The organism is Paraburkholderia sp. UYCP14C (genome assembly GCF_004197395.1).
GTDB lineage: Bacteria > Pseudomonadota > Gammaproteobacteria > Burkholderiales > Burkholderiaceae > Paraburkholderia.
The window spans coordinates 1-14884 of sequence record NZ_SELS01000038.1; the positions used below are offsets into that span (position 1 = coordinate 1).

A 14884-nucleotide genomic window follows, 5' to 3' on the forward strand; every position below is an offset into this window, starting at 1 on the left:
CCGACGCATAATCCGCTCGTCCTGCCTGGGGGAATTTAGCCGCCCGCAAGTGGAGGAGTTTGAACTGCCCATCGGGGTTCCTGTTCCGGATTGCCGGGGAACGTTACGGTCCATGACACGCGATAGCGGCGATACTTGCCACCAAGCCAACGCGTCTTCGATAGCGTGACGTGAACCTCGATATTGCAGCCACGATACGGAGCATATTCCTGAGTGGACATCGCCTTTCTCCCGCAACTGAACGCTGGTCAGGTACTGTCTGTTTTACGCGTCGCGTAGCCGGACGCGTCGGCCGCGCGATTGGCAACGGGCGGCGCGCGAGCGTGCGTGACGGTGCTCTCGCAACCTGCGCTTTGCGCGCGGTTGCCCACGGTGTCGAAGCCGGCGGAAAAGTCGATCTCGACCGCGACCGGGTCATAGCCGGAGCAGTGGAGACGTCTGAGGTGCTTTATGACCGCATTGTGCATCGGAACGGTCGGTGCAGCGGCGCGTCTGCTCGGTACCGATGTGCCGTCAGCGGTCAGCACAACAGCGGAATAGGCGCAAGCCGATCGAGCGCAACGGGCGCCTGAGGGCGTCGCATCGCTCCGCTGGTCGCCCGGTTCGGCCGCGATAAACGCGCAGGCCATTTCTGTCTCCGTTATGCGTTTCATATCGACGATGCACGCTCAGCAACGGGCGTTCCCGCGCGGCAAACGTCGCCTGGCTCCGAGGTGCGGCTACGCTCGCGGCCACTTGGACGATCTTCGTGACCATGAACCGGGAGATGGCGACGAACGCGGCTAACGCGACGCGGCCTAATGTTCCGCACACGTGCGACAACGCACTTGGGCCTCGTCGCACCTTCGCCCCGTGCTATCGCGCCGATCCGATCAGTCCCGTCGTGTCCGTAAGGAAGGTAACCATGGCTTTCGCGATCGAGCTCAAAGAAGAAGAACGGATGACCGGCAAGCGCCCGAGCGCAAGGCATTTCCGGACATGGCCCGGTGTTCGCGGGACTGGCCGGAAAGATCCTCGCGGACGCAATTGGCGGCGACGCTTCTTCATTTGGCGTGTTCGGCGCAAAGGGTATCGGCGGTCCTCGGGCGGCAGGATGCCGCGCACCCGGGCTTCGGTTCTGGGCATGTGGTACTACCAAGTGCGGGAACTCATCTGACCGCAGGAAAGGTTGCCTCCGGACCAATCAGGACCTTTTCGGCCGGACCTTCATCATTCCAGCCCCTCATGCTTCATGGCAAGCTGGACGGCCGGACGAGCGCGCATCAGATCGACGAATTTTCGCAGTTTCTCCGGGACTCGCTCATTCCAATTTAATCCCGCCGCATGGCCTCGGGGCTCAACAGGCACGGGCAACGAAGGCACGTTCGACACGGACATCTCCGAATCCAGCGAATGACGGCACGATGACACCGACCACGGGTGCGCGATGGATCTGTTCGCAGCGGCGCCCTTAGAGCGGGAGCGGTTCGGGGAGGGACCGGATCCGGCGAGACAGGGATCGGCGAAATATGCTGGATGCTCACGCGACGCTCGGTGACATTCCCCAGCGCAGGAATCGCAGGAAAAAGTCACTACTGGCGGCCGGGCGCGTCAGCGTGCCCGGCGATGCCGCTCACACCATTCCACGGCCCAGGTTCGCGCGCGGTCGGCCGCCTCGGCTTCCGACCCACACTCGCCGAGATCGCCGCTCCATTTGATTTCAGCGTGCGCATCACCCGTGAAGATCTTCGCTCGCGCGTAACGCGCGCGCAATAGCGGCCGCCTTCGGCAAGCGGTGTCGGATCGATGCAAAAACCACCGAATCCGAATTCCATTGCTGCCTCCTGGCCGCGGTCCGATTTGCCTGCAACTCAGCGGGGGCCGTTCCATCGCGAATGCAGCCGCCTGCCGTCAAACGCGCGACGACAAAAGTGTCCGCGTCGCGAATCACGCTCGCGAGTTGCCTGACGCCGATGCATTCATGCGTCAGCGACGTTCGCACCGCGCCACAGCGTGAGGGCAGATCGGCACAAGCTGCGCGACCTATGCCCCCGGTATGCCGTTTGCTCGACGGAGGAACTTGATCAATCAAAGGAGCCGCCATGAATGACCGCACAACAAACTCCCCGTCCGACGAACCGGAGCTCAGCGCTGCGCGCGAAACCACGAAGACTCCTGACGCGCTCGCGCTGCTCGAAGCCGATCACCGCGCCGTGGAAAAACTGTTCGATGCCTTCGGCAAATCGGGCGGCGACGGGCGCGACGCGCTCGAGACGAAAGCTGCGCTGGCGCAGCGCGCGTGCGAAGAGCTAACGATGCACACGATCATCGAGGAAGAACTCTTGTATCCGGCCGCGCAACAAGCACTGCCCGACGACGACAAGCTCGACGTGGACGAAGCCTACGTCGAGCATTTTCTGGTGAAGATGTTGATCGGGAAGTTCGAGACGCTGAAGCCTGGCGATAAAGGTTTCGATGCGACGTTCAAGGTCATGTCGGAGCTCGTGCGACATCACGTCGAGGAAGAGGAGGGCGAGCTGTTTCCTGCCTTGCGGCGCACCGGCTGCGATCTCGCCGCGCTCGGCAAAAAGATCGCGGCGCGCAAGCAAACGCTGCAAGCGAAGCTGGACGAGGCGGGCAGTCGCGCGGTCGGCGACAGGACCTGATGGGCGCTAACGCCATCGAGCATCGGAGGTGATGATGAAGGCAGTGGTTTTTCACGGGATCGGGGATATCCGGCTCGACAATGTGCCGGACCCGAAATTGCAACAGCCGAGTGACGCGCTCGTGCGACTCACGTCGAGCGCGATTTGCGGCACGGATTTGCACATGGTGCGCGGCACGCTTGGCGAGATGCAGCCCGGCACGATCCTCGGGCACGAAGGCCTTGGCATCGTCGAGGAAGTGGGGCGCTCGGTGCGCAATCTGCGCCGGGGTGATCGCGTGCTAATCCCATCAACGATCTCGTGCGGCTTCTGCTCATATTGCCGCGCCGGTTATACCGCCCAGTGCGATACCGCGAATCCTAATGGGCCGGCCGGCGGCACGGCATTTTTCGGCGGTCCGAAATCGACTGGACCGTTTCAGGGATTGCAGGCACAGTTCGCACGCGCGCCGCTCGCGAACGCAAGCCTGATCCGGTTGCCCGACGAGATTGACGACGACCGCGCAATAACGCTGTCGGATATTTTTCCGACCGGCTATTTCGGCGCACAACTGGCGGGAATCCGTACCGGCGATACCGTTGCGGTGTTCGGCGCGGGCCCTGTGGGGCAATTTGCGATTGCGAGCGCGAAGCTGATGGGCGCGGGCCGCGTCCTGGTGGTCGATCGCGTTGCTTCCCGGCTCGACATGGCGCGGGCACAAGGCGCCGAAGTGATCAACTTCGACGACGAAGACCCGGTCGACATAATCCTGCAACTGACCGGCGGCATCGGCGTGGATCGCGTGATCGATGCGGTCGGCGTCGATGCGGTACGCGCGGAGCACGGACCCGCCGCGCAGAAAGAGAAGGACCAGCAGAAACTGTTCGATCAGGAGGTCAAGGAGATCGCGCCGCGGACGAGACCCGACGGGGACAACTGGCAGCCCGGGAGCGGCCCGACGCAGGTGTTGCAGTGGGCGGTGCGCGCGGTGGCAAAGGCAGGCACGGTGGCGATCATCGGTGTGTATCCGCCGACCGATCGAGTGTTTCCGATCGGCGAGGCGATGAACCGCAACCTGGTGCTGCGCATGGGCAACTGCAACCATCGGGCGCTGACCCCGCGGTTGATCGAACTCGTACGCAACGGCACGTTCGATCCGCTTGCGGTGTTGACTCAGCGCGAGCCGCTAGTCGATGCGATCGCGGCGTACCGCGAGTTCGACCGGCGGGAGCCGGGTTGGATCAAAGTGAAGCTGGTGCCTTGACTAGTACACAGGGCATGGGCCTGATTCACTTGAAGCGTCGCTGGAGACAGTCCTCTCTATAAGTCCATGATTGCGGACGAACGCATCCCGGCAAAAGTCCGCGCGACGCGGCGCCGGCTCGCGCGGGCTGCAGCCGTTTTCCGCGCATACGGTGCACCACGAATCGATGATGCCGATCGCGATGCCTCTGTGTGTCGCTGGGCGTCCGCTCGCCTTGTGGGTCTGGGCGCTGCATCCCGTCGCTTTGTTGAGGGTGGTTCGCGGCGACGTTGCTCGAAGTCGCGCTTGCGCGTCCGGCGGTACATTCGTTGCAGCACGCGAGCCCCTTGCTCAGCGCGGGGATCTTCTGGTGAACCGTGACGGGGCGACGGCGCGCCCCGCGGCAACGGCGGTCGCGGGATGCTGTCGCTATTCACGACGATGAGTCACACGAGTGCGCTCGGCCCCTCATCATCGCGTAGACGCGCGCTGCGCTGACAGGTCAGCGGGCGTAGCGTGCTCGCGAAACTTGCGCGTCGTCGTGAGTGCTACCGGCATGGCACGGTCTGATTGCGTCCGACGCGACGTCCACCCGGCCGATGGCCGCGTGTAGCGTGATTTCCCATTACCGCCGGGAACGGCGCCGTGCTGATCTTCTGCGCAATCTTGGCCATCACGACCGGTGTTGCTCGACGCGGTCAGGACGTTGAACCTCATCGGACCAGTGATTCGCTTCAGGTGCGACCAACGGTCCCCCAAACAGTCATCCCAGCTGCGGTAGGGAAACGAATAAAAGGAACTTCCCGTCCCCGAGGTTGCGGCGGAAGTCGACAATCGGCATTGCCTTCGATCCGCAAGGGACCGGCGGTATCCGCCGGGAAACGTGCAGACCCGTCGGCCCAGGTGCGGAAAATGACGCGAGCAGTGTCGCCTCTGGGTATGCCCTCACACGTCTGTCGGACCAAGCGGTATGTCCGCCGAGTCCGTAGCGGACCAGTATGGTCGTCGGTTGTAGTACTGATGCAGCTGGGTTCCCCACGTTGGATCAGCCATTGACGGCCAGTGGTCCTTGTCGAACCCCGGGTCATCCTTTATTCGTTGCGCCGTGATGTCAACTCGGAAACACTCTTCCGCCGTGTCGAGGGTGAGTGCATTCCACGGAATCGCGTGTAGCGTGCTGCCCATGCCGAGGAAACCTCCTTCAGACAGGACAGCGTAGGCGACGCGACCGCTACGGACGTCGAGCATGATGTCCGAAATCTTGCCGACATGTTCGCCGTCGGCCGTGATCACCTTATTGCCGTCCAGCGTGTCGGCGGCCATCACGTCCGGCCCCGGTCCCTCGCCTACGCCCCCGCCAACTATCCGTGCGCCGGCTTCACCGGTCGACCGTTTTTGATCAAAGGTGCTCATAATATTCTCCCAATGTTTTCTCTCGGTATTTTCCCGTGCGCAACGGCCATGCCTGCCAGGGAAATCTGCTCTGACGAGGTCATAGCTCAATCGTCAGCCTACCTGGCAGTTAGGCGAGGCGTCCCAGAATGCCCGACGAACCTGGACGCGTATTCGCATACAAGAGCCGCACGCGACGGGCGAATATCGCCTTACTGCGAGTTGGTTTCGATGGTCTGCACGACACACAACGCGAATTCGAGCTCGCGTTTTTGCGGCAAGCAAAAAGCGCCGCGCCAGCCGTCGTAGCGCCAGCCCGAAATGCCAATCCGCACTTCACGCATCGTGCTGGCCTCCCCGATTGAAAGCGGGCCGAGACGCCTATTCGTCCGTTGGTCGCGCGCAATGCGGACGTTGTTCACACTTCATTGCGTTACGCCCTTTTTCGCCGCGAGATCCTGCGCCATCTTGTAGTGCTCCTCGATGGTGGGGAGCGCCTTTTGAGCGGCCTTCTTCAGATCGGCGTTCTGTCCGTCCGAAATCTCCTTGTTGAACGCGCTCACTGCGTCCTGATGGCCCTGCAAACCGACCTTCTGGATATACGCCTGATCGAACGCCTTGCCGTGCAAATTCTTCAGGGAGTCGAGCACTTCAGTATCGGAATTGTCTTTTGGCACTGCCACGCCGTGGGGCGCGGCCATCTTCAATTGCATCGTGAGCTTCGTATGATCGAGCATCATGTGATGTGCGAACGATTTCACGTCCTTGTCGCTCGAATTCTTCGTCGCGAGCTTGGCCGCGTCGATCTCGGTCGACGACGACATGCTCGCCGCCTGCACGAAATCCTTGTCGGCCTGGGGCAGTGGATTGGCGGCCGTGGTCGAGGCGGCCTCGGTTTGCGCGCCGGCAATATGCGGGATGACGAAAAGTCCGAAGCATAGTGCAGCAATGGCGGTTACGCGCTTCATGTTTTCTCCTTTACAGAATCCAAAGGGGATGCGGCAAGCGGGTCGGATGACACGCTTCCAACGACGTGCCGCAAGCGCCATACCAACGTCCGCGCACACATCTCGCGTCGCTCTATCCACGGTCGCTGCGCGACATATAGAACACCGCGGACCCGCAGGCGTTGCATGTCGCAATGGGTGCGTGCTTGAAACGAGCGTCTACGCGGAAGTCGCGCAACATCGGGTACGCGCCCCGAGCCTCGCGCTGGGCGCGGCGACGTGTGGCTGCCCGCGGCCGAGACGAAGCGCGGCCGCGCCAGTCATTAGTGAATCCGCTACTGCAATTGACGCCGGGTCCGCGCCGCGCGACGCGACCTTGGCAGGCAATGCCTCAGGGCAAGCAATAAAGTCGATCCCAGCAGCAGCGTAGCGATCGGAAACGTACCCGCGGCATTCATCGCGATGTCCATCGGGCGCTCGCCGAGCAACTGCATCCGGCGGCGCGTCATCGCGGCGCCGAGCGACTGCAGTTCGTTTTTAAGCACGCGCTCGGCCTCGGGCAGCAGGATGGTTTCCTCGTCGGCGACATGATGAGTGACTTCGCGGATCAGATGAAAAAAGAGACCGTCATAGGCGGCGTTTTCGGGTCCGATTGCGCGCAGCTTCGCGATCGTCGTGCGCATCTCGTCGTGCTCCGGACGGCTTTTCGTCAGTGTTTCGTCATTGCCGAGTGCGCGGTCGAGCGCCGGATAGAAAATTTCTTCCTCGAGTTGCGCATGGATTTCTATCGCGTCGCAAACCCCGTTGACGATCGCGCGTTTGCGCCACCACGGCGTTGACGCGTGATATCGGTGCGAAGCGGCGAGCACGTGCATATGATCGAGGCGAATCATCGATGTGATCGACGGCGACAGCGATGAAGCGTCAGTAGACATGGCGGTCTCCAAAGGAAGGGGGCTTCGGGGGATATCGCATGCGCCATTCCTGCTGGCCAACAAACGCTCAGCCGGTTGCCGGCGTCCGCTAGCGGCCCTCATTGCCTCTCGTACCGGCGTTCAACGCAGAGTCCATGGCATCGGCCTCGTGGGCGAACAGGTGCGTTTTTTGTGGCGGCGCTCCGGTTCGGGCGTGGCAAACGCTCGCCTCACGGATGACGGACAGACGTATGCGCGAACAGCAGCATCACGCGTTCTCTTCCTTTACGAACCTGGCCATGAACGTGCGGGTTGTGCCATCGGGAAACAGCACAGCGACCTGTTCGTCGGTTGAAAAAACGACGTGGCCCGAGCCGTACTTGCGTACGCGCACGGCGTCGCCGCGGCCGAAGCGCGGGTTCTTGCCGGCGCGGCGCGGAGGTTTTTTGTCGTCGGGAGCGGTTCGTTGCGCTTCGAGTGTCGCTTCAAGCGGGTTCAGGCAGTTGTCGCAGGTACCGCAGCGCTCGAAACCCTGCGCATCGTCGAAATATTCGAGCATCACGCGCCATCGACAGCCGCCGGTTTGCGCGTAGTCGATCATCTGCTGGAGGGCCTCGCGATCACGCGTCGCGATCTGCGCGTAGCGTTCGACCGCGGCATCGATCGCGCTGTCCTCGCCAGCTTCGCGTAACGCATACCGCTGCATTCGGTCGCGCGACACGTGCCGCGCGTCGGTCAGCATCATCAGCGCGACTGCGAGCTTGTTGCGGCCGACGTCCGGCACCACATCGAGCAGTTCGCGCGCGCTCACGCCAGCACCGAGAGGTTTCGTGCACTGAGCGAGCGCGTCGCGGATTCGGCGCAGCAGCGCGGCATCGGGATAGCGGCCCAGCGCGAGAAACTGCTGCACGCGTCGATCGTTCAGATCGAACAGCAGCTCGCAGCGCGCGACGTTGCCGTCGCGTCCGGCGCGTCCGCTTTCCTGGTAATACGCATCGATGCTGCCGGGCATCTGGTAGTGGACGACAAAGCGGATATAGGGAATGTCCACACCCATCCCGAATGCGTTGGTCGCGATCATCACGCGCACGTCACCGGATACGAAGCGCTCCTGCGCATCGTGCCGCTCGCGCCCGGACATGCGGCCGTGATAGCAGGCCGCGGCAACTTCCCAGCCGTGCACCGTCGCGGCCAGTTGCTCGGCTTCGCGCACGGTCGCCGTGTAGACGATTCCTCGACCCGTATGGCTCGCGAGCAGCGCGCGCAACGCGGCCGCTTTCGCCTCTTTCGCGCGCGTCGACGCGCGCTGATGACCGCCCGCGACCGACACCTGCGTGACGCGATAGTGAAGATTGTCGCGATACACGCCAGTGTTCACGATGCGCGGCTCGCGCAGGCCGAGCGAACGCACGATGTCCGCGCGAATGTCCGGTGTCGCCGTCGCGGTCAGCGCGAGGATCGGCGGCTTGCCGAGCGCCTTGACCGCATCGACGATGCGCAGGAATGCCGGGCGAAAATCGTGGCCCCACTGCGACACGCAGTGCGCTTCGTCGACGACCACGAGTTCGATGCGCTGCCGGGAGCGCGTCTGCAATGCGTCGATAAGCTCGGGCCGCGTCAGTTGCTCAGGCGTGACGAACACGATGCCGCGGCGTGTGCCGCGCAACGCGTCGTACGTCTCGCGCAGTTCGGCGGCGGATATCGCGCTATTGATCCGCCAGGCGTCGATGCCGGTCTCGCGCAGCTTGTCGAACTGGTCTTTCATCAGCGCGATCAGCGGAGACACGACGAGCGTCCAGCCGTCGAGGTGCAATGCCGGCAACTGGTAGCACAATGATTTGCCGGCACCCGTCGGCATTACGGCGAGCGTGTCACGCCGTTCGAGCACGCTGCGGATGATGTCCCGTTGGCCGGGCCGCAGCCGGCTGATCCCGAACACCTCGCGCAGCGTTCTGCGCATCGCGTTCAGACGGACGGACATGTCGCGCGGGGTGGTGGTGTTGGTCATGAAGCTTGGTTGGTGGCTGGCAACGACGCGTGGAAGCCTGCGGCGCAGCAAACACCGTACCGAGCGACGCCGCAGCCGGGAACGTGACGTGCTGGTCCATCGCAAGGCCGCGAGACCGCCCAAAGTGCAAGACAAGCGACATACCCTCAGCGCAGCAAGCGCCGCCGCGACGCGGCTGGCGTCAAACTCGCGACGCCCGGCAGACCGGTTCGATCGTTAAGGAGGTAGTGAATGTCGATCCATGCGAGTGTCACGCGGTGGCGCCATGTTGGGCGATTCTGCGTCGAGCGGGTCACCGACTATAGCGAGTTGCTGGCGCTGGAGGTCGAGCAGACGCGCAAGCGTCTCGTGCGCGAGCTGAGCGCACTCGTGGCGCTGGCCGTCGCGGGTCTGTTCACGCTGTCATTCGTCTGCATCGCAATCATCGCCACGGCGTGGCAGACGCCTTACTTTCTCGAAGTGGTTTGGGGCGTGGCCGTGGTATGGCTGCTTGTATGCATCGTTTCTTTTCTCGTCATACGGGCGCAGAAACCGGCGCAGTCGCTTCATATCCTCAAGGCCGAGATTCGCAGTGATCTCGACGCTCTCAAGGAGTCGCTCAAATGAGTCAGCAACTTCACGCGCTCGACCTCGCGCGGATCACCGTTCTTGAGCGCATGGAGGCATCGCGAACCGCCCTGGTCGTGGCCAGCAGGAACGCCGCGTCGCCGGCTGCTCGTACGCCATTGCGATCTTCCGCCGGTAACGTGGTGGCGGCACTCACCGATGCGCCGCACGTGACGATGCTTCTCGCTCTCGTGGTCGGCGTCGTCGTGTTCGGGCCGCGCCGCACGCTGACGATCGCCGGCCGCTCCGGTCTTGCCGCGTGGATCGGCAGCAATGTGCGGCGGTCGATAGCGCAGTGACGTGAAGCGCTCGAATGCTGTGCGGTAACTTTGGCGTCAATTTAGAAAGGAGCGCAGACGAATTTGCTGCCGCGCCTGTACCGAAAATCGGCGACCTGATCGCGGCAATCGGTGAAAAAGGGCGATTCAGGAAGGGAGTTTATATGGAAAGGGAATTGAAGCTGCAGGTCAGCCTGGAGGACGTAGGCAAAATCTGCGATGCACCTGTGCTCGCCGATTACAAAAGAAATGGCGACCTGACTGAAATGTTGCTCACGAGCACCTACTACGACACGCCTGACCTGGCGTTCCGCCAGTGTGGTGCATCGCTTCGCGTGCGAAATCAAGGTGACACGATGGTCCAGACCATCAAGCTCGACGGATCGGCGAACGCCGGACTCTACGAGCGTGACGAACTGGAAACGCCCGTCGGCAGCGACGCGCCGGATCTGACGCTGTACCATGACGCGATACGGTCCAATAGCGATCTTGGCAAGCTCATTCGCGATGAAGCCAGCGCCGCCCAGCTCGCGCCCGTCTTCGTCACCCGGATTCGCCGCACTATCGTGCCGTTGAACCTTCAGTCCGGAGAAGAGATTGAGTTTGCAATCGATGAAGGCGTCATTGAAGCCGAAATGCGCTCAACGTCTATCGCTGGCGTTGAAATCGAGTTGAGGCAGGGTGAGCCCGGACGTCTCTATGAGCTTGCTTTGAATCTTCTACAAACAGTGCCATTGCGCTTCGACTTTATGAGCAAGGCCGATCGCGGCTACGAAATGCTGGTCAAGAAGCACGAGGCGCCCGTCAAAGCACGGCCCGTCGCGCTACGCAAACGCGATAGCATCGAAGACGCGTTCTACCAGATTGCGCGCAATTGCCTCGCTCAGGTTCACGCGAACGAACGCGGCGTAGTATCCGGGCATGATCCATCGAGCGTTCATCAGATGCGTGTCGGCCTCAGGCGTTTGCGTTCAGCGCTCGATCTGTTTGACAAGGTCATTCCACCCTATCCGGGGCTTCAGGACGAATTGCGATGGATCGCATCCGAACTCGGAGATTCGCGCGACTGGGAAGTGCTAACCCGCTCAACCGTCGAACAGGCGTTCGCGGAAACGGACCATGAGGAACAACGGCGTGCTGTAGAAGATGCGTGCGCTCAGATCGTGACGGAAAAGCGTTCCCACGCCGCGGCCGCTGTCGATTCCGTTCGTTATACGCGCCTCATGCTTCAGCTAACGGCATGGCTGAATGTCAAAGGCTGGCGAGACAGCGCGTCCTCGAAGGAGCGCGAGACCGAGCAAAAAGGAGTCAAGGCGTTCGCCTTCGACGTCGTGCGCCGCAGGCACGACATGTTGCTCAAACGCGGCAAACGGCTTGCTGATCTCGATGATCGCCGTCGCCATCGCGCGCGCATTGCCGCCAAGAAGCTACGCTACGCGTCGGAGTTCTTCGCCTCGCTTTTCCCCAAATCCGTCGTACAGGATTACGTGCGAGTACTAAGCGAGCTTCAGGACGATCTCGGTTGGCGTAACGATGCCGTGGTCGCGGACCGGCTGTTGGATTCGCTGCCGCGCACGCACCCTGATGCGGCCGCGGGTGCCGCTTTTGCTCAAGGGTTCTGGGCTTCGCGGGTCGCGGCTGACCATGACGCAATGAAGAAACTCTGGAAGCGCTTCAGGTCCCTTTCTCCACCTCAATAGCGGTTCACAGCGCATTGCAAAACCGTGAGTCGGCCGCCGACGTTCACGTCCTGCCACAGACCGCGCCGCTATGAGCCGCCTGCTCCCGTCACGCGCCACACCGTGTTACCGACGTCATCGGCAATCAGAAGGCCACCGTCGCGGTCCTGAGCGACGCCCACCGGCGCGCCATACAACTCCTTCTGATCCGGGGACGCAAAGCCGCTCACAACATCCTTCGGCGCACCGACAGGCTTGCCGTTCGCAAACGCGACGTAGGCGACGACATACCCGCTCAAGGGCGAACAGTCCCAACTGCCGTGCTCGCCGATGAACGCGCCTCCGCGATACTGCGAGGGCAGGTTATCGCCGGTATAAAACATCCGTCCCAGCGGCGCGACATGCGAGCCGATCGAGAAGTCTGGGGCAATCGCCTTTGCGACGAGGTCGGGACGCTGCGGTTGAGCGCGGGGATCGACGTGCTGGCCGTAGTAGCTGTATGGCGAGCCGTAGAAGGCGTTTTCCTTCACCGACGTCAGATAGTCAGGCACGAGATCTGGGCCGATCTCGTCGCGCTCATTCGCGATGGCCCAGAGTTGGCCCGTCGCCGGTTCCCACTGGAGGCCGGTCGGATTACGAATACCTGCGGCGTAAATGCGGCTTGCGCCGGTCGCCGGATCGACTTCGAGCACGTCCGCGCGACGATACTCGACGTCGAGTCCATTCTCGCCGACATTGCTGTTGGAGCCGACGCCCACAGCCGCGCTGCCCGGTGGCGCGTGGCTCGGCTATAGCGGCGGCGTGATGGCCGGCGCGCTCGCGTGCGGGGACACGCCGCATCCGCTGCTGATCGCTGCGATGGTCTTCATAGCCGTCGCGTGCACGTACTGGCGCGAGCCGCGCCCGTGAGGTCTAAATTGCGTGGGCGTTGGGATTGAAAGGCATAGAAGGGTATAAGGCTTGCTCGAGCGTCTGGACATCATGGAAGGAGAAGCTCATGTCCAACGATCCATCGACAAGCGCGTCGGGCCGCGAGTCGTCACCCGAAAACGACACGCGCGCGGATCACGTGTCGAAAACGCGCCGCAAGGTGGTACAGAGCGCCGCGGCGGGTCTGGCCGCGGTCTTCGCGGGCAACGCGCTTGGCGCTGATCCGGGGACGCCGGGTAGCGGCGGCGCCAATGCACCGGCTGCGCCAGCCGCGCCAGAGACGAGCGCGTTGCTGAGCGATCCGCGCGACTTATATCCGCATCCGCCGTTTCAGGATCAGGAGCAGCCGTGGCCCGGTCTCGCGAGCCGCATGACGCCGCGTCCCGATCATGGCGAGTCGAGCTACCGCGGCAGTGGTCTGCTGGCGGGACGCAAGGCGTTGATCACCGGCGGCGATTCGGGCATCGGCCGCGCGGCGGCGATCGCGTTCGCGCGCGAAGGCGCCGACGTGTCGATCATCTATCTCCCGGCCGAGGAGCCCGACGCGCGCGAAGTCGTTGCGCTGATTCGCGGCGCGGGCCGCAACGCGATCGCGATACCTGGCGACATTCGCGGCGAGGCGTTCTGCAAGCAGGCCGTCGATCGAGCGGCCAACGGCATGGGCGGTCTCGACATCCTCGTCAACAACGCGGGGCGCCAGCATAGCCACGACTCGATCCTCGACATCAGCACCGAAGATTTCGACTGGACGCTGCGCACCAATCTGTACGGCATGTTCTGGATCACGAAGGCCGCGATTCCCCACATGCTGCCGGGTGCGGCGATCGTCAATACGACTTCGGTGAATGCCTACGATCCGTCGGTCAATCTGCTCGACTACGCCATGACGAAGGCCGCGATCGCGAACTTCACGAAGTCGCTCGCCAAGCAGATGATCTCGCGCGGAATCCGCGTGAACGCGGTAGCGCCCGGTCCGTTCTGGACTCCGTTGCAGGTCAGCGGCGGACAGACGATGAAGAACCTCGAGAAGTTCGGCGCCGACACGCCGATGGGACGTCCGGGTCGGCCCGCTGAGATCGCGCCGATTTATGTGGCGCTGGCGATGTCGCGCGCGAGCTACGTGACGGGGCAGGTGTACGGTGCGACGGGCGGCGAGGGCCCGCCGTGATCGAGTGAAACAGGGCGCGGCGACGCCGACATCGCCGCGCCGCTCGCTCAGTGAGGGTGAGCGGACCTGATTCGAGGCCCGTGCGCGCCCGCATGCGGTGGCGTCTGACTCGCCTCGATGCGCGCGCGGAAATAGCGCGCGGTGCGCAGCAGGCCTTCGTCGAGCGACGTGCCCGGCTGCCAGCCGAGCAGTTTGCTCGCTAGCGAAATGTCCGGCTGCCGATGCCACGGATCGTCGGCCGGCAGCGGCCGTGTTTCGAGCGGCGACGCGGAGCCCGTGACCGCAACGATGCGCTGCGCGATCTCGCGCATCGACACTTCGTGCGGGTTGCCGAGATTCACCGGCCCGCCCGGATCGTCGGCGCTGTTCATCAAAAGCACGAAGGCGTCGATCATATCGTCGACATAGCAGAACGAACGCGTTTGCGTGCCGTCGCCATAGACGGTCAGCGGTTCGCCGCGCAGCGCCTGCATCATAAAGTTCGACACCACGCGGCCGTCGGCCGGATGCATGCGCGGGCCATAGGTGTTGAAGATGCGCGCGATGCGGATCGACAGACCATGCTGGCGGCGATAGTCGATGAACAACGTTTCCGCGCAGCGCTTGCCTTCGTCGTAGCACGAGCGCGGACCGATCGGATTCACGTGGCCCCAGTAGTCTTCCTTCTGCGGATGCACGAGCGCGTCGCCATACACCTCGCTGGTCGACGCCTGGAAAATCCGCGCTTTCACGCGCTTGGCGAGCCCGAGCATATTGATCGCGCCGTGCACGCTGGTCTTCGTGGTCTGCACCGGATCGTGCTGATAGTGGACTGGCGACGCTGGGCACGCAAGGTTATAGATTTCATCGACTTCCACATACAGCGGGAACGTCACGTCGTGACGCATCAGCTCGAAGTTCGCGCAGTCGAGCAGATGCGCGATGTTGTCCTTCGTGCCGGTGTAGAAGTTATCGACGCACAGCACGTCGTGTCCCTGCGCGACGAGCCGCTCGCACAGATGCGAGCCGAGAAAGCCGGCGCCGCCGGTGACCAGAATGCGCTTGCGGGTGAGTTCTTTCATGGTGCGTGATCTTGAGGTTGGACCGCGTGAACGT

General features: G+C 63.0%; 13 protein-coding genes and 3 pseudogenes. 8 read left to right on the forward strand and 8 right to left on the reverse strand.

Going from position 1 to position 14884, the window contains the following annotated elements; translation table 11 throughout:
- Positions 1–248: 248 nt before the first annotated feature.
- On the reverse strand, positions 249–629 hold the full coding sequence (locus EVC45_RS28300; RefSeq protein WP_129961505.1) for a hypothetical protein: 381 nt from the start codon (positions 627–629) through the stop codon (positions 249–251).
- A 1452-nt stretch (positions 630–2081) separates the two neighbouring features.
- Between EVC45_RS28300 and EVC45_RS28320 the strand changes: the two genes are divergently transcribed.
- The 3 genes and pseudogenes from EVC45_RS28320 to EVC45_RS46960 form a co-directional block, all read left to right on the forward strand.
- Positions 2082–2645 carry a hemerythrin domain-containing protein gene (locus EVC45_RS28320; protein WP_129961506.1) on the forward strand — a complete coding sequence of 188 codons (564 nt, stop codon included), beginning with the start codon at positions 2082–2084 and terminating at the stop codon, positions 2643–2645.
- Between the two features lie 34 nt (positions 2646–2679).
- Positions 2680–3888 (forward strand): zinc-dependent alcohol dehydrogenase, encoded by a 1209-nt coding sequence (locus EVC45_RS28325; RefSeq protein ID WP_129961507.1) that lies wholly within the window; start codon positions 2680–2682, stop codon positions 3886–3888.
- A 136-nt stretch (positions 3889–4024) separates the two neighbouring features.
- Positions 4025–4332, forward strand: a pseudogene (locus EVC45_RS46960) (cytochrome c oxidase assembly protein); the annotation flags it as partial.
- Between the two features lie 480 nt (positions 4333–4812).
- Here the strand turns inward: EVC45_RS46960 and EVC45_RS28335 are convergent.
- The 5 genes and pseudogenes from EVC45_RS28335 to EVC45_RS28355 form a co-directional block, all read right to left on the reverse strand.
- Positions 4813–5280 carry a PRC-barrel domain-containing protein gene (locus tag EVC45_RS28335; protein ID WP_129961508.1) on the reverse strand — a complete coding sequence of 156 codons (468 nt, stop codon included), beginning with the start codon at positions 5278–5280 and terminating at the stop codon, positions 4813–4815.
- 200 nt (positions 5281–5480) lie between these two features.
- A pseudogene (locus EVC45_RS46965) lies at positions 5481–5603 on the reverse strand (DUF72 domain-containing protein); the annotation flags it as partial.
- Between the two features lie 81 nt (positions 5604–5684).
- Complete coding sequence (locus EVC45_RS28345) at positions 5685–6227, reverse strand: DUF4142 domain-containing protein (protein ID WP_129961509.1); 543 nt, start codon at positions 6225–6227, stop codon at positions 5685–5687.
- 314 nt (positions 6228–6541) lie between these two features.
- Entirely contained in the window at positions 6542–7141 is a 600-nt protein-coding gene (locus EVC45_RS28350; protein ID WP_129961510.1) for a hemerythrin domain-containing protein, read from the reverse strand.
- Positions 7142–7388: 247 nt separating this feature from the next.
- A complete protein-coding gene (locus tag EVC45_RS28355) occupies positions 7389–9128 on the reverse strand; it encodes an ATP-dependent DNA helicase RecQ (RefSeq protein WP_129961511.1) in 1740 nt (579 codons plus the stop codon).
- Between the two features lie 231 nt (positions 9129–9359).
- Here EVC45_RS28355 and EVC45_RS28360 point away from each other — a divergent pair, with 231 nt between their 5' ends.
- The 3 genes from EVC45_RS28360 to EVC45_RS28370 all read left to right on the forward strand — a co-directional run bounded on the left by EVC45_RS28360 (position 9360) and on the right by EVC45_RS28370 (position 11712).
- Complete coding sequence (locus EVC45_RS28360; protein WP_129961512.1) at positions 9360–9734, forward strand: phage holin family protein; 375 nt, start codon at positions 9360–9362, stop codon at positions 9732–9734.
- On the forward strand, positions 9731–10033 hold the full coding sequence (locus tag EVC45_RS28365) for a hypothetical protein (RefSeq protein ID WP_248295283.1): 303 nt from the start codon (positions 9731–9733) through the stop codon (positions 10031–10033). Before EVC45_RS28360 ends, EVC45_RS28365 begins: the two co-directional genes overlap by 4 nt.
- Positions 10034–10176: 143 nt before the next feature.
- Positions 10177–11712: a CYTH and CHAD domain-containing protein gene (locus tag EVC45_RS28370; RefSeq protein ID WP_129961567.1), complete on the forward strand. Its 1536-nt coding sequence runs from the start codon at positions 10177–10179 to the stop codon at positions 11710–11712.
- Positions 11713–11780: 68 nt separating this feature from the next.
- On the opposite strand, the pseudogene EVC45_RS28375 reads toward EVC45_RS28370, so the two are convergent.
- Positions 11781–12449, reverse strand: a pseudogene (locus EVC45_RS28375) (sorbosone dehydrogenase family protein); the annotation flags it as partial.
- On the opposite strand from EVC45_RS28375, the gene EVC45_RS46240 reads away from it, so the two are divergent.
- Both EVC45_RS46240 and EVC45_RS28380 read left to right on the forward strand, forming a co-directional pair.
- Complete coding sequence (locus EVC45_RS46240) at positions 12433–12600, forward strand: hypothetical protein (RefSeq protein WP_211193491.1); 168 nt, start codon at positions 12433–12435, stop codon at positions 12598–12600. The pseudogene EVC45_RS28375 and the gene EVC45_RS46240 sit on opposite strands and share 17 nt — an antisense overlap.
- A gap of 88 nt (positions 12601–12688) precedes the next feature.
- Complete coding sequence (locus tag EVC45_RS28380; RefSeq protein ID WP_248295285.1) at positions 12689–13789, forward strand: SDR family oxidoreductase; 1101 nt, start codon at positions 12689–12691, stop codon at positions 13787–13789.
- A 47-nt stretch (positions 13790–13836) separates the two neighbouring features.
- Here the strand turns inward: EVC45_RS28380 and EVC45_RS28385 are convergent, their stop codons facing one another.
- Positions 13837–14850 (reverse strand): UDP-glucuronic acid decarboxylase family protein, encoded by a 1014-nt coding sequence (locus EVC45_RS28385; RefSeq protein ID WP_129961513.1) that lies wholly within the window; start codon positions 14848–14850, stop codon positions 13837–13839.
- Between the last annotated feature and the right edge of the window lie 34 nt (positions 14851–14884).